Here is an 18,549-nt window from a genome sequence, read left to right as displayed (position 1 = left end):
CCGAAGGACAAGATCCGCTCGACTTGCATGTATTAGGCACGCCGCCAGCGTTCGTCCTGAGCCAGGATCAAACTCTCCAAATGGAAGTTTTCGCTTCGACGCGATGTCGAAGAGAAAGCTTCATGTGTTTGACTTGCTCATTACTTTTATATCGCTTTTTCTTACAATTCGTTAGAATCATAAGGGCAGTTATTACTCGTTGTTCAGTTTTCAAAGAGCAATCTACTCTTTCGTTGTTTCCGCGTTTGTCTCGCGGCGACAAGAAATAATATATCACAGGGGCCCAATTAAATGCAACCCCTTTTTGAAAGTTTTTTTAAATCCTAATTTTATCGATAAGAACGTGCGTTTAACGCGTAACGCGACAGTTCTTTAGGAGAGGCAATACGTGCATACATTCGGAAAATGATCTTATATCTTCTCGTGATTGCTTGCTTAATGTCTCCATCTAATCGGGAATCATTTAAGTCAAGCAGCATTTCATCCAATTCCTTGCGAAGGACGTAGTCGAGTTCTTTGCATTCTTTATCGTTGAATAGTATTCCGAGCATAGCCGTGAGTGACCTCCTTTAGTTGTAAAGCGCAACTAGACCGTCCAAAACGAACAAAAAAGCAACATCTCACGCCAATGCGTTTCGACACTGCTTTACTGTTATGCTCAAATATTGGAAAAATTATTACATCGTTAACAACCATGTTGTAAATGTACTTTCAATAACAGCAGCAATAAGCAGCGTTATCGTCAAAATAACCATAACGGGAACGGTTCTTACAACGAAGCTTTCGAGCTCACGACCTAAGCTTTCCTGTTTCGACCGAGCGAATAGGATGGAGCCTCCTGCTTTTAGTACGAGCACTCCGAACCTCATCCCGTAAGCACAAGCGATAATGATTGCCGGAATTTCCAATATGCCATGCGGCAGCAGCCCTTTAAACACAAGCTCCGCAACGAACCCACCGCCATGCAGCTCCGCGCTTGTTTTCAGCAAATATCCAATGAGCATGCCATTTACGACTAGGAAGAAGAAAGGGAGGATACCGAACAACGCCCCTAAGTACATAACCAAAATTGATTTTATCGCATTATTCAAAAAGATAAAGACGATCATCGTTAAAGTTGGGTTGCTTGAATTATCGATCATATTGGCAAGCTGTCCGAGCCCCTTCAGCTGTTCATCCAGAAAGGCCTTGAATGTCGGGTTGGTGCCCCCAACAACCATTCCGGCTAAAAATAATATCGAGCCAAATGCTATGTATGGATTCATTTGCTTGAAATGCTCCCAAATCAACCGCCATTTAAACATTTTATTTCCCTCCATACGATGTAAGTTGGCAACATGGATGAATATCTTTGTTGTACGAGCATAGATTGTACTACTAGCGTAAATGACTGCAGCCTTCCATGGAGGCAAAAGCTCGTTTCGCGATAAAAGATAAGCGAAGTATAAAGGTCGGATTTATACTTTCTTATCTTTGTACAAGCTTCCATTAGAGAGGAGTGCCCTTCCCCATGAACGTCTTTTATGTTTTGAACGGCCGCAAGCTGAAAAGGTATTTTTTGATTACGATCGCTCTTGTCTTCTCGGTTGGCATCATTTATGCCGAACGTGACAACATCACCGTCTTCGCCCCGCAGCAGCCGGCTGCCATTTACAGCGTGCCTACTGACAAAAAGGTCGTCGCCCTTACCTTCGATATCAGCTGGGGCGAGAAACGGGCAGAGCCCATTCTTAATGTGCTAAAGGAAAAGAACATCAAGCAGGCTACCTTCTTCTTATCATCGCCTTGGAGCCAATCTCATCCGGAGATCGTCAAAAAAATTCAGGAAGCCGGCTATGAAATAGGCAGCCATGGCCACAAGCATGATAACTACAGCAAGCTTACCGATGAAGAAATTCGAAAGCAAATTACGACAGCGCACACCATCTTGTCCGACGTTACCGGCAAACAACCGAATTTAATAAGGCTGCCTAACGGCGATTTTGACAAACGGGTACTGCGTATTGCAGAAGAGCTTCAATATAAGGTCATCCAATGGGATACCGATTCACTCGATTGGATGAACATCGGCACTGACAAAATTATTAAACGTGTCGTGACCCGCGTTCATCCCGGCGATATTATTTTGTTTCACGCAAGCGATTCTGTGAAGCAAACCCATGAGGCTTTGCCAATTGTCATTGACCAGCTCCGTGACAAGGGCTACGAGTTCGTAACGGTATCCGACCTAATCACACAAACAGAAATCGACGGCAAAGCTGTGCAGGATAAGACTTCGTCTACATTCCCGCAGCTCGATGCCGCCGAATACGAATACTAAGCTATACGACCGGCTTTGCAGCTATTGCTGCTGAGTCGGTCGTTTCTTTTTTGACCAGACGATGCATCATCATGATTTGGTATGCATTGCAAACGAATAAAGGGACCATCATAAATATGATGGCGGAGACGTTTGTTTCCCCTTGCAGCGCAGGCCATGCCTCAATAAACGTGACGACAAACATCAGAAACATCGTTGGAACAAAGGCTGTTTTGTTCGTTTGCTTAACCTTGAACCATGACACAACTCCGGAGAAAATAAGCAGGATAAGCGGCAGCGTCCAGAAAAACCAGTTATTCATACGCTGCTCGTACAATAAATAGCCAAGTCCGGCCGCTGCAAATATCGTCGTATAGCCTTGAAGCGTATTCCATAAATATTTTTTGCCGAACACGCTAAGGGCGATATAGTTCAAGGTTAAATAAGCGAAAAAGCCCATCTGGCTGAAGGCTCCGATCATTAAACCGACTAAGGCCATCATTAAGGCGTTAAATCCGACGGCTTTAAAGCCTAAAAAGCCAAATTCCGGATCAACCCAAGCCATGATCGCCCCGGTTATCACGCACGCGAGCGCACCGACAACCATGCCGCTCCAAAATAAAAAGAACCACTTTTTTAAATTCACGTTCATTTTCCTCCTGAATGTTTATGATGGCTCGCTTTCCAACCATCGTTTTTCGGAACAAATTACTGGTTATGAAGTCGTTTCCCATTTGCGGCTTTTAATCGCTTCCGCATTACCCTTTATTTTACCACGTTCACAACAAAAAGCTAACGACTCTCCATGATAATACGGTGAACAATGTGCATAATAAGAACATGATCCATCACTCTTAGAACGATATGCTTATCCGAATGGTATACAGCTGTACTGACATAGAAGGGAGCATGCTAAGGATGCGTAAGAAGTGGGTTTTATTGTCGGTTATCTCCGTAATGATGTTTATGCTTTCAGGCTGCGGTGCCGAGTCATCAGGAGGTAGCAATGAACAGGTCAGCTATAAGGATTTGAAGTCCATGGTTATTGACATTTTGAAAACGGAGGACGCACAAAAGGCTTTGCAGGAGTCCTCGCAGACCATATCCGGCTATAGCGGGCAAGGATCAAAGCTGCTGTCCGTTCAGGATCAGGAAGAGGTTCGCATGGCAGTAAAGGATGTCCTTGTCTCTCCTCAATACGATAAGGTTATCAAGAAGCTGATGGTCGATACTCGCTTTGCAGGTGAATTTGCAAAATCCGTTAACAAGCAAAATAAAGCGATTCATAAGGAATTGATCAAGGACCCTTCTTACCAAGCCGAATTGATCAAGGTGCTCAAAAATCCGGAAATGGACAAAATGATTCTTGAGGTGCTGCAAAGCACGCAATATCGCAAGGAAGTTATGTCTCTCATGCAGGAATCGATGCAAAATCCGCTTTTCCGGCTTGAGGTGCTCGATCTAATGAAAAAAGCGGTTCAGGAAGAGCTTAAACCGAACCCTAATGAGAAGGTAGATAAGAAGAAGGAAGAATCCGGCGGTGAAGGGGAATCTGGCGGCGAGGAATCAGGCGGAGATTCGGGCTCTGAAGAAGAAGGCGGAGGCGGAGACTCTGGCATGTAGTCGCATTTTGTAAAAATAGCCCGAACAGGTTGTCCGCATAAGACAATCGTTCGGGCTTTATTATTGTAATCGCTACTTTATTCGCACTTGCTCAACACGCGATCCGCCAGCTCCAAGTACATTCTGCCTGTATCGCTGTCCTCTTTGTATACAGATGGAGCAAAATCAGGCTCGGAAATATGGTTATCCGGAGCGCCCAATGGAATTTGCGCCATCAGATCGGCATGAAGCGTCTCCGCTAAGCGAGCGCCGCCACCGCGTCCAAATACATATTCCTTCTCACCGGTAGCCGCAGATATGTAATAGGACATATTTTCGACGATCCCAATGATTTCATGCTCTGTTTTCAGTGCCATTGCGCCTGCTCTTGCCGCTACGAATGCTGCGGTAGCATGCGGCGTTGTTACAATAATCTCTTTGCTTTGCGGGATGATCTGATGCACGTCAAGCGCAATATCTCCCGTGCCTGGAGGCAGGTCTAGCAGCAAGTAATCAAGCTCGCCCCATTCGATCTCTTGGAAAAAGTTGCGCAGCATTTTGCCGAGCATCGGTCCGCGCCATACGATCGGACTGTTGTCTTCCACGAAGAAGCCCATCGACATCACTTTGACGCCAAACTTCTCGATTGGGATTACCCTCTCGTTCACCACTTCCGGGCGCTCTTCGATCCCCATCATATCGGGAACGCTGAAGCCATAGATGTCGGCATCGATAATGCCGACTCGCTTGCCCCTGCGGGCTAAGGCGACCGCAAGATTGACGGTCACCGTCGATTTGCCGACGCCGCCTTTGCCGCTGGCGACGGCGATGAACTTCACGCCGCTGCTAGGGTCCAGCAGCGGTGTAGCAAGGCCGGCCCCGTGGCCCTGTACGGGCGCTGGGCCGCCAGCTTTGCCGGCACCGGCGCTAGCCGCGGCCGCTGCTTTAGCTGCCGCAGGCGGCGGCGCAGACGCGCCTGCGCCCGCGGCAGGCGCTGCCTCGGCCCGAAACCGGAAGTGCACGGTTTCGGCGCCCAGGCGCGCCAGCGCCTCGCGGAGCGAGGCTTCCAGCGCGGGCTGCGCAGCCGCGCCAGCCCCAAGGACCGTCATCGAAACTTGACGGTCCCGAACCATTACGTCGCGGATGGTGATTTCATCCGCCTTCTGTTCTGCCGTCACCAATTCGACGGCCTCTATAACTTGCTCGCGTGTCAACATAGTATGTGTCCCACCTTTATATAATCAAACCTAGATTATAGTCATTATAACACAGGAAATGAATCAACCAAGCCATCTGCAGACGAACTGATTTTTTTTCCTCCTGAATGGTCAATCTTTCGTTACATCATCCTACAATACGCTGCCGCTCAACATCTCGCCAGATGCAGATTACATTACGCCTTCATAGATCGATGCTGCAGCGTTTTTTCAAATAAGTTGTCAATCAGTCGTTACGTCCCCCTGCAGCACGCTGCCGCTCAGCTTCTCACCGGAAGCATAGCGCAGCACGCCTTCATAGATCGATGCTGCCACCTGTCTTTGATATTCGGCATCAGCGAGCCGCTGCGATTCGCCTGGATTGGACAGAAAGCCAACTTCGACGAGCGCTGTCGGTATATCCTCAATCGCTTTAAGTACGTATACATCCTTTACGGTAGCCGCAACCCGAGTCGTATTTTCCAAATTTCGCTTGATCTCATCCTGTATGAAAGTAGCTAAAATCCGGTTGTCCGGATGGTTGGCAGGATGAAAAAAAGTTTGTGCTCCTGACCACTTGGCCGATGGAATGCTGTTCATATGTATGCTGATTACGGCAGCCGGCTTGCTGCCCTTAATAACCGCCACGCGCTTCTTTAAATCCTCCGTCTTGCGCTTGCTGTACGCTCTTGCATCACCCGTTGCAAGGTCGTAGTCCCCTTCTCTCGTCATCACGACGATAGCACCAGCCTGCTGCAAATAATCACGCAAATAAAGCGCGATTGCCAAGTTCAAATCCTTTTCGATTACTCCTTGCTTGCTGATGGCGCCTCCATCTACTCCCCCGTGGCCGGCATCAATGGCAATGGTCTTCCCTGATAACGGCAGCGTCCAATAAGACCATGTTTTGGTCGCTGGCATCGATTGCGTTAATATGATGCCCGTCAATGTAATGATCAAGAGTCCGATTCCGATTCGCATTACACCTTTATACGTCAACCAAATGACAACATGCCGACTGATTCGGCGCATAAAAAAACCACCCCGTTCTCCATCAAATGAATAAGCGGCATCACTCAGCTTCACATTAAGCCTAATGCACACTTTCATTTATATGGGACGAGATGGTCGTTTATGAGACAAACCTTATACAAGTCTAATTATTAGACTACAGGCTGCTCGGACATGCCTTCGATCAGAATTTGAGCAACCTCTGGACGGGAGAATTCAGGCGGCGGGCATACGCCATCGCGAAGCAATGCGCGAACCTTCGTACCAGAAAGCGTCAAATGATGCTCCTTGTCATGCGGGCAAGTTTTTGATGTAGCCATATTGCCGCATTTTTTGCAGAAAAAGCTGTGCTCGAAGTAGAGCGGCGTAATGCCGAGATCTTCAACTGGAATCGTGTTGAGCAGATCCTGAGCTTCATAAGTGCCATAGTAGTCGCCTACGCCGGCGTGGTCGCGTCCAACGATAAAATGCGAGCAGCCATAGTTCTTGCGAACAAGCGCATGAAAGATCGCTTCACGCGGTCCAGCGTAACGCATAGCTGCCGGGAATACGCCAAGGAAAACACGATCCTCCGGGTAGTAGTTCTCAAGCAAGGCCAGGTAGCTCTTCATCCGCACGTTAGCAGGAACGTCATCGGACTTCGTTTCGCCAACAAGCGGGTTAAGGAACAACGCATCAACGATTTCCATGGCCGTCTTCTGAATGTACTCATGAGCGCGGTGAACAGGGTTGCGCGTTTGGAAGCCAACAACTGTTTTCCAGCCCTTCTCAGCAAATAGACGACGAGTTTCCGATGGGTCAAAATAAAACTCATTGAATTTCTCTGGCTGTGGACGGTTCAAAACTGTAATTTCTCCGCCTACATTCGTATTGGAACGCTCAAACAGCTTTTGAACGCCTGGATGCTCCAGATCATCTGTTTTGAATACGTTGACTGCTTCAACCTTGTGATCAACCGTGTAAATGCTGTCGATGATGATGATTGCATAAATCACGCCATCTTCGCCAGTTAGAGCTGCGCGCTCGCCAACCGACAATTCAGCAGCCTTTGCTGCTTCTACAGCAAGCGCAATCGGAATGCTCCATACTGTTCCATTCGCAAGACGCATATCCTTCACAACCGATTGGTAATCCGCTTCGTTCATAAAGCCAGTCAATGGGGAGAATGCGCCTACGCTGATCAAGTCAAGATCAGAAATGGTCCAAGTGTTGATCGTTATCGCTTTTAAAGTTTTGGCCTCAGCCAGCAGTGCTTCACGTTGTTCGCCCGTAGCGACACGGTTAACCAATACGCCGCCGTGCGGTAGAATTTGACTCATTGTTGTAATTGCCTCCTAAGGTTGCTTATTTATGCAATCCGCATTCTGTTTTTTCCTGACCAGCCCAACGTCCCGCACGCGGATCTTCACCCGGCATTACTTTGCGTGTACATTGCTCGCAGCCAATGCTCGGATAGTTTTGGTCATGCAGCGGGTTATAAATGACATCATTCTCACGGATGTAGTTCCAAACATCTTCATTCGTCCAATGAGCGATAGGATTGAATTTAACGAGTCCGAATTTTGTATCATATTCGATCTTCTTGGAATTTGCGCGAGTAGGCGCTTGATCGCGGCGAATACCGGTAATCCAAGCATCGTATTTAGAGAGGATACTAGTCAAAGGTTTTACTTTACGAATGTTGCAGCAAGCGTTGGCATCGGATTTCCAAAGCTCTTCGCCAAATTGCGCCGCTTGTTCTTCAGGTGTAATTTCAGGCTTTACTTCTACGAAAGGAATTCCAGGGTAGCGCTCTACCATCCGGTCGCGTGTCTCATAGGTTTCCTTGAAATGAAAATCGGTATCCAAGTAGAAAATATCCGATTTCGGGCTAATTTTTTGCAGCATGTCAACAAGAACGACATCCTCGGCGCCGAAGCTGCATGCGAAAGTAATGTTAGGGAAGGTCTCCACTGCAAACGCAATAATTTCTTCCGGTGTCGCGTTTTCGAGCTCAACTTCCTTTTGCTTAATAAGCGCTTCTTTTTCAAAAAGGTTCATTTGAATGCCCTCCGTTAATAAATCCTAGTGATTTAGTCTGTATAAAAATTATACGTCCTACGCGTGCAATGTTCAATAATAAGTTTTCACCAAAATGAAATAAAGTTTTTGACCGTTTAATTTTAGACACAAAAAAATGCCTCTCTGACAAGCAGAGAAGGCATTTGATGTATAGATATTAACGTTTCGAGAATTGTGGAGCGCGACGAGCCGCTTTAAGACCGTATTTTTTACGTTCTTTCATACGCGGATCACGTGTCAGGAAGCCTGCACGTTTTAGAGCTGGACGGAATTCAGGATCTGCTTTAAGCAAAGCACGGGAAACACCGTGACGGATAGCGCCCGCTTGGCCTGACATACCACCACCGTTAGCGATTACAAGCACATCGTATTTCGACAATGTGTCAGTAAGGTTAAGCGGTTGTTTTACGATCAATTTCAATGTTTCTAGACCAAAATATTCATTGATGTCGCGTTTGTTAATAATGATTCGTCCTTCACCCGGCACAAGACGTACACGTGCAACAGAGTGTTTACGACGACCGGTTCCATAGTATTGCACTTGAGCCATGAAACTTGTCCTCCTCTTTATTACCCGCGAAGTTCGTAAACTTCAGGGTTTTGTGCTTGATGTGGATGTTCCGCACCTGCGTATACTTTAAGTTTAAGCTTCATTTTGTCGCCAAGACGGTTCTTAGGCAACATGCCGTGTACTGCCAGCTCAATAACGCGCTCTGGCTTGTTTTTGATCATCTCTTGTGCCGGAGTAGCTTTCAAGCCACCGGAGTACATGGAGTGACGGTAGTAAATTTTATCCGACATTTTTTTGCCTGTCAGATGGATTTTTTCAGCGTTGATAACGACAACGAAATCGCCTGTATCAACATGTGGTGTAAATGTCGGTTTGTGTTTGCCGCGGATCAGGGCAGCAACTTCACTCGCCAAGCGGCCTAGCGTTTTGCCTTCCGCATCGACGACGAACCATTTACGATCAACTTCAGTTGATTTAGCCATATAAGTGGTACGCATGGATGATCCTCCTTAATTTCATACATTAATCGTTTTTATAACAACGTAAACGTTGGTTTGTTAATTCATTGTTGATAGCCAAGTTTGTGACGATCTCAGTCGGGGCTGTGGGTTAGCCACTTCGAAAGCACAAGTTATATTCTACTATAAAGTATGTTTAAGTGCAAGTAATTTATAGTGATTTATCCCTGTTTTTCGCTGGAATATTCAACATCCATCAGCATCAATCCATGCGGCATTGCCGTAGGACCTGCAAGCGATCGATTTCGACCCTCCAGGATGCGTTTTATCTCAGATGGAGCCATTTTTCCTTCGCCAACCCATAGTAAAGTTCCCATAATGACTCGAACCATATTGTACAAAAAACCGTTGCCTGTCACGTACATATGCACGATAGGGCCTTCCTGTACAAAGTCTGCTTCGTAGATCGTCCGGATATGATGAGGCTTGGTAGAATGTATCGATGTAAACGAGGTGAAATCATGCTTCCCCACAAGGCAGCTGAGCCCCTCGCGCATCGCCTCTACATCAAGCGGCGTCGGATGATGAAAGCGATACTGGCGACCAAACACATCTGGAAATTTTCCGGTATCAATCGTGTAACGATACGTTTTGCGCTTGGCGGATCTTCTCGAATGAAAATGCTCCGGCACGTCGAATGCTTCAATAATGACGATGTCCTTCGGCAGCCGCGTATTAAGCGCGATCGCCCATCTCTCTGTCGGAATCGTAGATTCCGTATAGAAATTGAACATCTGCCCCTGTGCGTGCACTCCCGCATCCGTGCGTCCCGAACCAATGATAATGGTCGTCTCGCCCGTAAGCTTCTTGATAGCCTTCTCTATTTCACCTTGAACCGTTCTGCCGTATGGCTGCGTCTGAAAACCGTTAAAGCCCGACCCGTCATAGCTGACCTTTACGCAAATATTCCTCAACCTGTTCCCCCCTTAACTAAAGGGATTCCTAAGTCCCTAAATCCTCTTTATAAAAGGACCTCGAGGAGCTTCGCCCTCTGGACACCCAAGAGATGTCGCACAAGCACATCTATCGCTCCCTGGTTGCTTTCCTTGCTTAGGGGCAGCATTTCCTACTCAATCGCTTAAATGGCACTCAGCGCTCGTTATAAGCATGAGCTCATCAAAGCGGCATTTCGTTCACTTTGCTCTAAGCAGGATAAGCTTAATCAACATGATTAACCATTTAGATAGGCAAATAAAAAAAGGTGGCCGCAAGGGTCCACCCTTTTCACTAAAATACAAGAAGCATAGGGCGAGCCCAAATACTTAGCTTATATTTCATCACGTTAGCGTGCTTATACCGCCAAAGGCAGGCATAAGCCGTTTACGCTCGCGTATAAAGCTTGGACAAGGTTTAACGCTGTGGACAAGCTTATACTTTTCCGTGTTGTACAGTACTACGCGCGGTCAACCAATTCCAGGTAAACCATAGGCGCAGCATCGCCGCGACGGGGTCCTAGTTTTAGAATACGTGTGTATCCACCTGCACGCTCCGAGTAACGGCTAGCTAGTTCGGAGAACAGCTTTTGAATAGCGTCTTGTTGTCCATCAATGGACTCGCGACGTACATAAGCTGCTACTTGACGACGAGCATGAAGATCACCTTGCTTCGCTTTAGTGATCAGCTTCTCAGCGATAGAACGAACTTCTTTCGCTTTAGCTTCAGTCGTTTGAATACGCTCATAAAGGAACAAGTCAGTAACGAGGTCACGGAACAAAGCTTTCCGTGCACTAGCGTCACGTCCTAATTTTTGATATGCCATCTTGTTTTCCCCTCCCTTGCTCTTTTGTCTGTTCTTGTTGGTTTACTACTCTTCCATGCGCAGGCCAAGACCTAGCTCTTCAAGCTTCTCTTGAACTTCCTCAAGTGATTTGCGTCCGAGGTTACGAACCTTCATCATGTCCTCTTCGGATTTCGTGATCAGCTCTTGAACCGTGTTGATACCAGCGCGCTTCAAGCAGTTGTAAGAACGGACGGAAAGATCAAGTTCCTCGATCGTCATCTCAAGAACTTTCTCTTTCTTATCTTCTTCCTTCTCAACCATAATTTCCGCGTCTTTGGCTTCATCGGTTAATCCAACGAACAAGTCCAAATGCTCTGTCAAAATTTTAGCGCCGAGGCTTACAGCCTCTTCCGGTCTAATACTACCGTCAGTCCATACTTCAAGCGTAAGCTTGTCGTAGTTAGTAACTTGACCAACACGAGTATTTTCTACGCTATAATTCACACGAGTAATTGGCGTGTATATCGAATCAACGGGTATTACCCCAATCGGTTGTTCGTCCTTCTTGTTGCGGTCCGCTTGCACGTAACCGCGTCCCCGATTAGCAAAAACCCGCATATGGAGCCGCGCGCCGGAGGCCAAGGTTGCGATGTGAAGATCAGGGCTTAAAATCTCGACATCGCTGTCTGCTCGAATGTCGCCCGCTGTAATATTCCCTTCGCCATCCGCGTCGATTTCCAACACCTTTTCTTCATCGGAGTGGATTTTCAACGAGAGGCCCTTCAGGTTCAGAATGATCTCGGTAACATCCTCAATCACTCCGGGAACCGTAGAGAACTCGTGAAGCACTCCATCGATTTGAACCGAGGTTACTGCTGCACCTGGCAACGACGACAATAAAATCCGACGAAGCGAATTTCCTAGCGTCGTGCCATATCCGCGTTCAAGCGGCTCGACGACGAAACGTCCGTAAGTTCCCTCATCATTCAGTTCTACGGTTTCGATTTTCGGCTTTTCGATCTCAATCACTAATAGTACCCTCCTTCAAACGTCGCTCCGTTACCTTACCGTTATTTTAAGTCAAATCTTGTAGTATGCCAAACCTTCACAACCATTATTCACAAGTTGTTGATATTTGATACCACATCGGATCCAACTATACGCGACGACGTTTCGGCGGACGGCATCCGTTGTGAGGAACTGGTGTTACGTCTTTAATGAGGTTAACTTCCAATCCGGCAGCTTGAAGCGAGCGAATTGCAGCTTCACGGCCAGCGCCTGGTCCTTTTACCATCACTTCAACGGTTCTCATGCCATGCTCCATCGCTGCTTTCGCAGCTGTTTCAGCAGCCATTTGAGCTGCGAAAGGCGTGCTCTTGCGTGAGCCTTTGAAGCCCATGTTGCCAGAGCTTGCCCATGAAATTGCATTGCCGTGCGGATCCGTGATCGTAACGATCGTATTGTTGAAAGTCGAGCGAATGTGCGCAACGCCAGTCTCAATATTTTTCCGGTCGCGACGTTTCGTACGAACGACTTTTTTTGGTTTAGCCATTGTCCATTATCCTCCCTTCTTATTTCTTCTTGTTAGCTACAGTCCGACGAGGACCTTTGCGAGTACGTGCATTCGTTTTCGTACGTTGACCGCGAACAGGCAAGCCGCGACGGTGACGAAGACCACGGTAGCATCCGATTTCAGTCAGACGTTTAATGTTAAGCGAAATTTCACGACGCAAGTCGCCTTCTACTTTAACAGATTTGTCAATTGCTTCGCGAAGGCGAGCAAGTTCGTCTTCTGTCAAATCGCGAACACGAGTGTCGAAGCTAACTTCAGCTGTATTCAAAAGTTTTTGCGACGTTGTTTTGCCGATACCGAAAATGTATGTCAGGGCGATTTCGACGCGTTTGTCACGCGGCAAGTCTACACCAGCTATACGTGCCATAGGCTATATTCCCCTCCTTCTATCCTTGTTTTTGTTTGTGTTTCGGATTTTCACAAATCACCATTACGTTGCCTTTGCGACGAATGACTTTGCATTTTTCGCAGATCGGCTTTACCGAAGGTCTAACCTTCATTGTGATTACCTCCCGAATCTTTCGTGAGCAAGCCGCCAATGGGCCTACTTACGATAGGTGATGCGCCCTTTTGATAAGTCATAAGGCGATAACTGTATAACCACCTTGTCTCCTGTCAGGATGCGAATAAAGTGCATTCTGAGCTTACCGGAAACATGTGCGAGAATTTGATGACCGTTCTCCAGCTCCACCTTGAACGTGGCATTCGGCAACGGCTCAATGACCGTACCTTCGACCTCAATGATGTCTTCCTTAGCCAACCGTCATTCTCCTTTCGCATGTGCAAACTTCTGTATTGCGTAACGCAACTTAGCGTTGGTCACCCTGCCGGTTTCTAGCAAGCTGCTTGAAACCTCTGTACTAATTTCAGGCTGTAACTCGAGATGTAGAACGTTCTTTTTCTTCGGTCCATCGAATCGGCGCTTATGCCCATCGGCAATCATGACGAATCGATCGTCGACAATTGCTAAGATAATCGCATAGCTTTCCTCATCTTTACCGCGAAGTACTTTGACGAACTGACCAATCTGGGGACGAGCATCCATCGTCATAGACTATAGCTGCTTCGGCAAAATGGTCAATATTTCAAAGCCGTCCTCTGTAACAGCTACTGTATGCTCGAAATGAGCGCACCATGAGCCGTCTTCCGTTACAACCGTCCAATTGTCTTCGAGCGTCCGGACATATCGTTCACCGATATTAACCATTGGTTCGATTGCAAGCACCATTCCGGTCTTCAGACGAGGTCCGCGATCTGGCATGCCGTAGTTCGGTATTTGTGGTTCCTCATGGAGGTCCGCGCCGATTCCGTGCCCTACGTATTCCCTTACTACGGAGAATCCTGCATCTTCAATTACCTTCTGAATAGCATGCGAAATTGTATATAGTCTAATATCTGGTTTGACGAGCGCAAGTCCCGCATATAGCGATGCTTCCGTCACATCAAGCAGCTTTTGCACTTCAGGCGTTACGGCTCCTACCGCATAGGTCCAAGCCGAATCACCATGATAGCCTTCAAACTGCGCACCGATATCGATACTGATTATATCGCCTTCGTTCAACTTGCGTGACCCAGGGAAGCCGTGCACCAGCTCGTCATTCACAGAAGCGCAAATGCTGGAAGGGAAACCATTGTAATCTTTGAAGGAAGGGATCGCATTTTGACTCTTAATGTACGTTTCAGCGATTTGGTCAAGCTCACGAGTTGTGATGCCTGGTTTCACAGCTTGCGACATCAATCGATGCGTTTCCGCAACAATGCGTCCAGCTTCCCTCATATATTGCAGCTCCGAATCGGATTTGCAGATAATCATTACAATGAACCTTTCAAGAGGGAAATAATGTCGGATGTTACAACATCGATATCCTTCTCGCCGTCGACTTCGCGTAGGAGACCTTTAGCATTGTAGTAATCGAGTAGAGGTGCGGTTTTGGATGTATATTCGTCCAAACGAGTTCCGACCTTTTCCTCTGTATCATCAGAACGCTGATACAATTCGCCGCCGTCTTTGTCGCAAATACCTTCGACCTTAGGCGGGTTAAAGATTACGTGATAAGTCGTACCTGTCGTTCTAGATATGCGTCTGCCCGTCAAGCGAGCAAGCAGCAAACTGCGATCAACCTTTAAGTTTACAACATGGTCAATTTTGCGGCCGAGTTCCGCAAGCATAGCATCAAGTGCTTCAGCCTGCTGCAGTGTGCGAGGAAACCCGTCAAGCAAAAATCCATTTTTGCAATCATCTGCTTCAAGTCTTTCTTTCACAATACCGTTCGTGATCTCATCGGGAACGAGCAGGCCTTGATCGACATACTCCTTCGCTTTGATTCCAAGTACAGTTCCTTGTTTCATAGCGAGGCGGAAAGCATCGCCAGTAGAAATATGGGGAATACCGAACTCATCAACGATTCGTTCCGCTTGTGTACCTTTACCGGCTCCCGGAGGGCCCATGAATAAAATGTTCATGTCTGAGTTCCTCGCTTTAAGAACAATAGGCTCAGGCGGGCTGCCGCACAACGCTAGTTGACGAACGCGGAAGCCCGGTCAGAACCTATTGTTATTTATTGATAAACCCTTTGTAATGGCGTTTGATCAACTGGCTCTCAATTTGTTTCATCGTATCCAGTGCAACACCGATAACGATTAGTAACGATGTGCCGCCTAGTTGCACTGAGCGCGGTAATCCTGCAAGTGTTCCGAAAAACACTGGTAGAACAGAGATGACAGCTAGGAAGATCGCACCCGTCAATGTAATACGCGACATAACGCGTGTTAGGTATGACGAGGTCGGTTTGCCTGGACGAATGCCAGGAATGTATCCACCGTTTTTCTTCATCTGATCAGCCATTTGCACCGGATTAATTTGCACGAATGTGTAGAAGAAGGTAAAACCGATAATTAACAATACGTACAATACCATACCAAGAGGTCTGTCATAGTTCATATTGTCAATAATCCATTTTGCCCAGGCCTGAGTAGACCAGAACTGTGCAATCGTAATCGGGAACATGATAAGTGAAACCGCGAAAATGACCGGGATAACGCCTGCGCCGTTCACTTTCATCGGAATGTGAGTCGATTGTCCGCCGTACATTTTCCGTCCTACGACGCGTTTAGCGTATTGAACAGGAATTTTACGAATACCTTGTTGTACGAATATAACACCGACGATGATTGCGATAATCGCAATCAGAATCAGTAACATTTTGATGATGTTCAAGAACAGTTGGTCTTGTGCACCAATGAACTGATCTTGGACGATCGTCCGAATGTGACCTGGAATACCAGCTGCTATTGCTGCAAAGATAAGAATGGAAATACCATTTCCGATTCCCTTTTCCGTTATTTGCTCACCGAGCCACATCAAGAATGCAGTACCTGCAGTCAAGATGATCGCAATGAGTAAGTAGTCAACGAATGTTGCGCCAACAATCATCTCATTACCGTATTGACGGTTAAATCCGATTGCTGTTGCGAAGCCTTGGACCAAACCAAGGATAATCGTTCCATAACGAGTGATTTGCGCGAGTTTACGTTTACCGTTCTCGCCTTCCTTTGCCCACTCCGCAAATTTAGGAATAACGTCCATCGATAACAGCTGTACGATAATCGACGCTGTAATGTATGGCGTAATTCCGATTGCGAAGATTGAGAATTGGAACAAAGCACCGCCGGAAAACGTGTTAAGCAAGCCGAACAGATCCGCACCGGCTGCATCAACCTGCTTAAACACATCTTTGTTTACATCGGGTACCGGTATAAAGGAACCGATACGGTAAATCAAAAGGATGAAAAGGGTAAAGAGGATCCTTGTACGAAGATCCGCCACTTTCCAAATATTGGACACGGTCTTGAACAATTAGATCACCTCGGTTTTACCGCCGGCAGCCTGGATTTTCTCTACCGCAGATTGAGAGAACTTGTTTGCTTTTACAGTAAGTGTAACGCTAACTTCACCATTACCCAAAATTTTAATTCCTGCGAGCGGGTTCTTTACGATCCCAGTCTCGATGAGAACTTCTGGAGTGACTTCAGTACCTGCTGCAAACGCATTTAGCTCTTCAATATTGACAATCGCGTACTCTTTGCGGAACGGGTTGTTAAATCCGCGCTTCGGCACTCGACGATACAAAGGATTTTGTCCGCCCTCGAAACCAGGACGAACGCCGCCGCCAGAACGAGCGTTTTGACCTTTGTGACCTTTACCGGCCGTTTTACCGTTACCGGAACCGATACCGCGACCTTTGCGCTTAGGCGCTTGGGTTGAGCCCGGTGCTGGTGCTAGCTCATGCAATTTCATCGTTCGTGCACCTCCTTATTTATTTCTTGGAACAAAAAATCTATTCTTATACTTCTTCTACTTTTACCAAGTGACTAACAGTGTTAACCATGCCACGGATAGCTGGGCTATCGTTCAAAACAACTGCCTGACGAATCTTTTTAAGACCGAAAGATTCAACCGTTGCACGTTGTTTCTCGTTGCGACCGATTAAACTGCGAACGAGGGTGATTTGCAATTTTGCCATCTTATTTCCCTCCTTAGCGTAACAGCTCTTCGACTGTTTTTCCACGAAGCTTTGCAACTTCTTCCACGCGTTTAAGACGGGAAAGACCTTCAAGCGTTGCGTTAACCATATTCATGGAGTTCGAAGAACCTAGCGATTTCGTCAAGATGTCGCCGACACCAGCAAGTTCGAGTACTGCACGAACCGGGCCGCCAGCGATAACGCCAGTACCTTCGGAAGCTGGTTTCAGAAGAACTTCACCTGCGCCGAAATGTCCGAGTACAAGGTGAGGAATTGTCGTTCCTACGATTGGTACGTGGATCAGGTTTTTCTTAGCATCTTCGATACCTTTGCGGATTGCATCAGGTACTTCGCCTGCTTTACCGATCCCTGCGCCAACATAGCCTTTACCGTCGCCGACTACTACAAGTGCGCTAAAGCTGAAACGGCGTCCGCCTTTTACAACTTTAGATACGCGATTGATATTAACAACTTTTTCAGTCAGTTCTAACGTATTTGGATCTACACGCAAGTCGTTTAACCTCCTTATAAATAAAGTCGATTAGAATTCAAGGCCAGCTTCGCGAGCTGCTGTAGCAAGCGCCTGAATTCTGCCGTGATACAAGTAACCGCCGCGATCAAATACTACTTGGGATACACCCTTAGCTTGAGCGCGTTTCGCAATCAATTCTCCGACTTTTGTCGCTGCATCGATGTTACCACCGTTGCCAACTGCTTCAACCAATTCTTTATCCTGTGTGGATGCAGAAGCGATTGTTACACCTGCAACATCGTCAATCAATTGTGCATACATATGCTTGGAGGAACGGAATACAGATAGACGCGGACGTGCAGCTGTACCGTTAATTTTTTTACGAACACGAAGGTGTCTTTTCAGACGAGCCTTGTTTTTGTCGCCTTTCGTAATCATACAAGGTTCACTCCTTTCCTTATGCCTTAAGACGCTATCTTAAGCAAACGAACCGTTTGCTTATTTTTTCTTACCGGCTTTACCTTCTTTACGGATGATGCGCTCGCCTTCGTACTTGATACCTTTACCTTTATACGGTTCTGGTTCACGTACCGAACGAATTTTTGCTGCAGTTGCACCAACGAGTTCTTTATCGATACCGCGAACAGTAATCTTAGTGTTAGCAGGTACGTCAAACTCAATGCCGTTATCTGGAGCAATTTCGACTGGGTGAGAGTAACCAACGTTAAGAACGATTTTATCACCAGTTTTGTTAGCACGGTAACCTACGCCAACTAGCTCCAAGTTTTTGGAGAAGCCTTCTGTAACGCCGCTCACCATGTTAGCGATGACGCTGCGAGTAGTTCCGTGCAACGAACGATGCAATTTATTATCGGAAGGACGTTCTACAAGAATTTCCGTTTCCGTTACATTCACTTTCATTTCTTTGTGAATTTCACGAGAAAGCGATCCTTTAGGTCCTTTTACAGTAATAACTGTGTTGTCCAAGCTGATTGTTACGCCGTTAGGCACTTGGATTGGTTTGCGACCAATACGGGACATTGTTACACCTCCTATCTTTATG

General features: G+C 46.8%; 27 protein-coding genes and 1 rRNA gene. 2 read left to right on the top strand and 26 right to left on the bottom strand.

All coding sequences use genetic code 11. The annotated features are described in order from the left end of the window. The 3 genes from AC2TDN_RS22130 to AC2TDN_RS22120 all read right to left on the bottom strand — a co-directional run. Positions 1-83, bottom strand: a 16S ribosomal RNA gene (locus tag AC2TDN_RS22130); the annotation flags it as partial. 246 nt (positions 84-329) lie between these two features. Continuing rightward, positions 330-551 carry a hypothetical protein gene (locus AC2TDN_RS22125; RefSeq protein WP_053373934.1) on the bottom strand — a complete coding sequence of 74 codons (222 nt, stop codon included), beginning with the start codon at positions 549-551 and terminating at the stop codon, positions 330-332. Positions 552-677: 126 nt separating this feature from the next. After that, on the bottom strand, positions 678-1,304 hold the full coding sequence (locus tag AC2TDN_RS22120) for a stage II sporulation protein M (protein WP_484690186.1): 627 nt from the start codon (positions 1,302-1,304) through the stop codon (positions 678-680). A 206-nt stretch (positions 1,305-1,510) separates the two neighbouring features. Here AC2TDN_RS22120 and pdaB point away from each other — a divergent pair, with 206 nt between their 5' ends. Then, complete coding sequence (gene pdaB, locus AC2TDN_RS22115) at positions 1,511-2,320, top strand: polysaccharide deacetylase family sporulation protein PdaB (RefSeq protein WP_482069168.1); 810 nt, start codon at positions 1,511-1,513, stop codon at positions 2,318-2,320. A gap of 1 nt (position 2,321) precedes the next feature. On the opposite strand, the gene AC2TDN_RS22110 is transcribed toward pdaB, so the two are convergent. Continuing rightward, on the bottom strand, positions 2,322-2,945 hold the full coding sequence (locus tag AC2TDN_RS22110; RefSeq protein WP_484690185.1) for a KinB-signaling pathway activation protein: 624 nt from the start codon (positions 2,943-2,945) through the stop codon (positions 2,322-2,324). 272 nt (positions 2,946-3,217) lie between these two features. On the opposite strand from AC2TDN_RS22110, the gene gerD reads away from it, so the two are divergent. After that, positions 3,218-3,922: a spore germination lipoprotein GerD gene (gerD, locus tag AC2TDN_RS22105; RefSeq protein ID WP_482069170.1), complete on the top strand. Its 705-nt coding sequence runs from the start codon at positions 3,218-3,220 to the stop codon at positions 3,920-3,922. A gap of 77 nt (positions 3,923-3,999) precedes the next feature. Here the strand turns inward: gerD and AC2TDN_RS22100 are convergent, their stop codons facing one another. From AC2TDN_RS22100 to rplF, 22 genes are all read right to left on the bottom strand, one after another. Beyond that, on the bottom strand, positions 4,000-5,118 hold the full coding sequence (locus AC2TDN_RS22100) for an Mrp/NBP35 family ATP-binding protein (RefSeq protein ID WP_484690184.1): 1,119 nt from the start codon (positions 5,116-5,118) through the stop codon (positions 4,000-4,002). Between the two features lie 222 nt (positions 5,119-5,340). Next, on the bottom strand, positions 5,341-6,129 hold the full coding sequence (gene cwlD, locus AC2TDN_RS22095; RefSeq protein WP_484690183.1) for an N-acetylmuramoyl-L-alanine amidase CwlD: 789 nt from the start codon (positions 6,127-6,129) through the stop codon (positions 5,341-5,343). A 131-nt stretch (positions 6,130-6,260) separates the two neighbouring features. Then, positions 6,261-7,427: a sulfate adenylyltransferase gene (gene sat / locus AC2TDN_RS22090; protein WP_484690182.1), complete on the bottom strand. Its 1,167-nt coding sequence runs from the start codon at positions 7,425-7,427 to the stop codon at positions 6,261-6,263. 25 nt (positions 7,428-7,452) lie between these two features. Continuing rightward, complete coding sequence (locus AC2TDN_RS22085) at positions 7,453-8,148, bottom strand: phosphoadenylyl-sulfate reductase (protein ID WP_484690181.1); 696 nt, start codon at positions 8,146-8,148, stop codon at positions 7,453-7,455. Between the two features lie 178 nt (positions 8,149-8,326). Next, entirely contained in the window at positions 8,327-8,719 is a 393-nt protein-coding gene (gene rpsI, locus AC2TDN_RS22080) for a 30S ribosomal protein S9 (protein WP_053373926.1), read from the bottom strand. A gap of 20 nt (positions 8,720-8,739) precedes the next feature. Then, positions 8,740-9,177, bottom strand: a complete 438-nt coding sequence (gene rplM / locus AC2TDN_RS22075; RefSeq protein WP_053373925.1) for a 50S ribosomal protein L13 — start codon at positions 9,175-9,177, stop codon at positions 8,740-8,742. 182 nt (positions 9,178-9,359) lie between these two features. Then, on the bottom strand, positions 9,360-10,112 hold the full coding sequence (gene truA, locus AC2TDN_RS22070; protein WP_482069175.1) for a tRNA pseudouridine(38-40) synthase TruA: 753 nt from the start codon (positions 10,110-10,112) through the stop codon (positions 9,360-9,362). A gap of 479 nt (positions 10,113-10,591) precedes the next feature. Next, on the bottom strand, positions 10,592-10,957 hold the full coding sequence (gene rplQ, locus AC2TDN_RS22065; RefSeq protein ID WP_169090744.1) for a 50S ribosomal protein L17: 366 nt from the start codon (positions 10,955-10,957) through the stop codon (positions 10,592-10,594). Between the two features lie 45 nt (positions 10,958-11,002). Continuing rightward, entirely contained in the window at positions 11,003-11,947 is a 945-nt protein-coding gene (locus tag AC2TDN_RS22060; protein WP_053373922.1) for a DNA-directed RNA polymerase subunit alpha, read from the bottom strand. Positions 11,948-12,074: 127 nt separating this feature from the next. Next, entirely contained in the window at positions 12,075-12,470 is a 396-nt protein-coding gene (gene rpsK, locus AC2TDN_RS22055; RefSeq protein ID WP_053373921.1) for a 30S ribosomal protein S11, read from the bottom strand. A 19-nt stretch (positions 12,471-12,489) separates the two neighbouring features. Further along, positions 12,490-12,858, bottom strand: coding sequence for a 30S ribosomal protein S13 (gene rpsM, locus AC2TDN_RS22050; protein ID WP_475750919.1), 369 nt, complete (start codon positions 12,856-12,858; stop codon positions 12,490-12,492). A gap of 19 nt (positions 12,859-12,877) precedes the next feature. Beyond that, the gene (rpmJ, locus tag AC2TDN_RS22045; RefSeq protein ID WP_003333770.1) at positions 12,878-12,991 is read right to left on the bottom strand and encodes a 50S ribosomal protein L36; all 114 of its coding nucleotides are present in this window, start codon (positions 12,989-12,991) and stop codon (positions 12,878-12,880) included. Between the two features lie 44 nt (positions 12,992-13,035). Further along, positions 13,036-13,251, bottom strand: coding sequence for a translation initiation factor IF-1 (infA, locus tag AC2TDN_RS22040; protein ID WP_053373919.1), 216 nt, complete (start codon positions 13,249-13,251; stop codon positions 13,036-13,038). Positions 13,252-13,254: 3 nt separating this feature from the next. Beyond that, complete coding sequence (locus tag AC2TDN_RS22035; RefSeq protein ID WP_482069206.1) at positions 13,255-13,536, bottom strand: hypothetical protein; 282 nt, start codon at positions 13,534-13,536, stop codon at positions 13,255-13,257. A gap of 9 nt (positions 13,537-13,545) precedes the next feature. Beyond that, positions 13,546-14,304, bottom strand: coding sequence for a type I methionyl aminopeptidase (map, locus tag AC2TDN_RS22030; protein ID WP_482069176.1), 759 nt, complete (start codon positions 14,302-14,304; stop codon positions 13,546-13,548). Further along, positions 14,304-14,954, bottom strand: a complete 651-nt coding sequence (locus AC2TDN_RS22025) for an adenylate kinase (protein WP_482069177.1) — start codon at positions 14,952-14,954, stop codon at positions 14,304-14,306. Before AC2TDN_RS22025 ends, map begins: the two co-directional genes overlap by 1 nt. A gap of 91 nt (positions 14,955-15,045) precedes the next feature. Then, positions 15,046-16,347 (bottom strand): preprotein translocase subunit SecY, encoded by a 1,302-nt coding sequence (secY, locus tag AC2TDN_RS22020; protein WP_484690180.1) that lies wholly within the window; start codon positions 16,345-16,347, stop codon positions 15,046-15,048. Continuing rightward, entirely contained in the window at positions 16,348-16,788 is a 441-nt protein-coding gene (gene rplO / locus AC2TDN_RS22015) for a 50S ribosomal protein L15 (protein WP_053373914.1), read from the bottom strand. Positions 16,789-16,834: 46 nt separating this feature from the next. After that, on the bottom strand, positions 16,835-17,014 hold the full coding sequence (gene rpmD / locus AC2TDN_RS22010) for a 50S ribosomal protein L30 (RefSeq protein ID WP_056635953.1): 180 nt from the start codon (positions 17,012-17,014) through the stop codon (positions 16,835-16,837). Between the two features lie 13 nt (positions 17,015-17,027). Beyond that, complete coding sequence (gene rpsE / locus AC2TDN_RS22005; RefSeq protein ID WP_054025314.1) at positions 17,028-17,525, bottom strand: 30S ribosomal protein S5; 498 nt, start codon at positions 17,523-17,525, stop codon at positions 17,028-17,030. Positions 17,526-17,555: 30 nt separating this feature from the next. Next, positions 17,556-17,924, bottom strand: a complete 369-nt coding sequence (gene rplR, locus AC2TDN_RS22000) for a 50S ribosomal protein L18 (RefSeq protein ID WP_053373911.1) — start codon at positions 17,922-17,924, stop codon at positions 17,556-17,558. Positions 17,925-17,984: 60 nt separating this feature from the next. Further along, positions 17,985-18,527 carry a 50S ribosomal protein L6 gene (gene rplF / locus AC2TDN_RS21995; protein WP_053373910.1) on the bottom strand — a complete coding sequence of 181 codons (543 nt, stop codon included), beginning with the start codon at positions 18,525-18,527 and terminating at the stop codon, positions 17,985-17,987. Between the last annotated feature and the right edge of the window lie 22 nt (positions 18,528-18,549).

Source organism: Paenibacillus sp. Y660 (assembly GCF_057221575.1).
Note: the sequence above shows the minus strand (reverse complement) of the source record. Positions and strands in the feature narration are given on the sequence as shown.

Bases quoted from the DNA above. Each gene is read 5' to 3' on its own strand.
- AC2TDN_RS22035 (WP_482069206.1), bottom strand. From the start codon at position 13,536: ATGGATGCTCGTCCCCAGATTGGTCAGTTCGTCAAAGTACTTCGCGGT.
- rplQ (WP_169090744.1), bottom strand. From the start codon at position 10,957: ATGGCATATCAAAAATTAGGACGTGACGCTAGTGCACGGAAAGCTTTG.
- rplR (WP_053373911.1), bottom strand. From the start codon at position 17,924: ATGATTACGAAAGGCGACAAAAACAAGGCTCGTCTGAAAAGACACCTT.
- rplO (WP_053373914.1), bottom strand. From the start codon at position 16,788: ATGAAATTGCATGAGCTAGCACCAGCACCGGGCTCAACCCAAGCGCCT.
- AC2TDN_RS22125 (WP_053373934.1), bottom strand. From the start codon at position 551: ATGCTCGGAATACTATTCAACGATAAAGAATGCAAAGAACTCGACTAC.
- AC2TDN_RS22085 (WP_484690181.1), bottom strand. From the start codon at position 8,148: ATGAACCTTTTTGAAAAAGAAGCGCTTATTAAGCAAAAGGAAGTTGAG.
- AC2TDN_RS22025 (WP_482069177.1), bottom strand. From the start codon at position 14,954: ATGAACATTTTATTCATGGGCCCTCCGGGAGCCGGTAAAGGTACACAA.
- rpsM (WP_475750919.1), bottom strand. From the start codon at position 12,858: ATGGCACGTATAGCTGGTGTAGACTTGCCGCGTGACAAACGCGTCGAA.
- rpmD (WP_056635953.1), bottom strand. From the start codon at position 17,014: ATGGCAAAATTGCAAATCACCCTCGTTCGCAGTTTAATCGGTCGCAAC.
- pdaB (WP_482069168.1), top strand. From the start codon at position 1,511: ATGAACGTCTTTTATGTTTTGAACGGCCGCAAGCTGAAAAGGTATTTT.
- AC2TDN_RS22100 (WP_484690184.1), bottom strand. From the start codon at position 5,118: ATGTTGACACGCGAGCAAGTTATAGAGGCCGTCGAATTGGTGACGGCA.
- AC2TDN_RS22120 (WP_484690186.1), bottom strand. From the start codon at position 1,304: ATGTTTAAATGGCGGTTGATTTGGGAGCATTTCAAGCAAATGAATCCA.
- rpsK (WP_053373921.1), bottom strand. From the start codon at position 12,470: ATGGCTAAACCAAAAAAAGTCGTTCGTACGAAACGTCGCGACCGGAAA.
- rplF (WP_053373910.1), bottom strand. From the start codon at position 18,527: ATGTCCCGTATTGGTCGCAAACCAATCCAAGTGCCTAACGGCGTAACA.
- rpsI (WP_053373926.1), bottom strand. From the start codon at position 8,719: ATGGCTCAAGTGCAATACTATGGAACCGGTCGTCGTAAACACTCTGTT.
- sat (WP_484690182.1), bottom strand. From the start codon at position 7,427: ATGAGTCAAATTCTACCGCACGGCGGCGTATTGGTTAACCGTGTCGCT.
- map (WP_482069176.1), bottom strand. From the start codon at position 14,304: ATGATTATCTGCAAATCCGATTCGGAGCTGCAATATATGAGGGAAGCT.
- gerD (WP_482069170.1), top strand. From the start codon at position 3,218: ATGCGTAAGAAGTGGGTTTTATTGTCGGTTATCTCCGTAATGATGTTT.
- rpmJ (WP_003333770.1), bottom strand. From the start codon at position 12,991: ATGAAGGTTAGACCTTCGGTAAAGCCGATCTGCGAAAAATGCAAAGTC.
- rplM (WP_053373925.1), bottom strand. From the start codon at position 9,177: ATGCGTACCACTTATATGGCTAAATCAACTGAAGTTGATCGTAAATGG.
- cwlD (WP_484690183.1), bottom strand. From the start codon at position 6,129: ATGCGCCGAATCAGTCGGCATGTTGTCATTTGGTTGACGTATAAAGGT.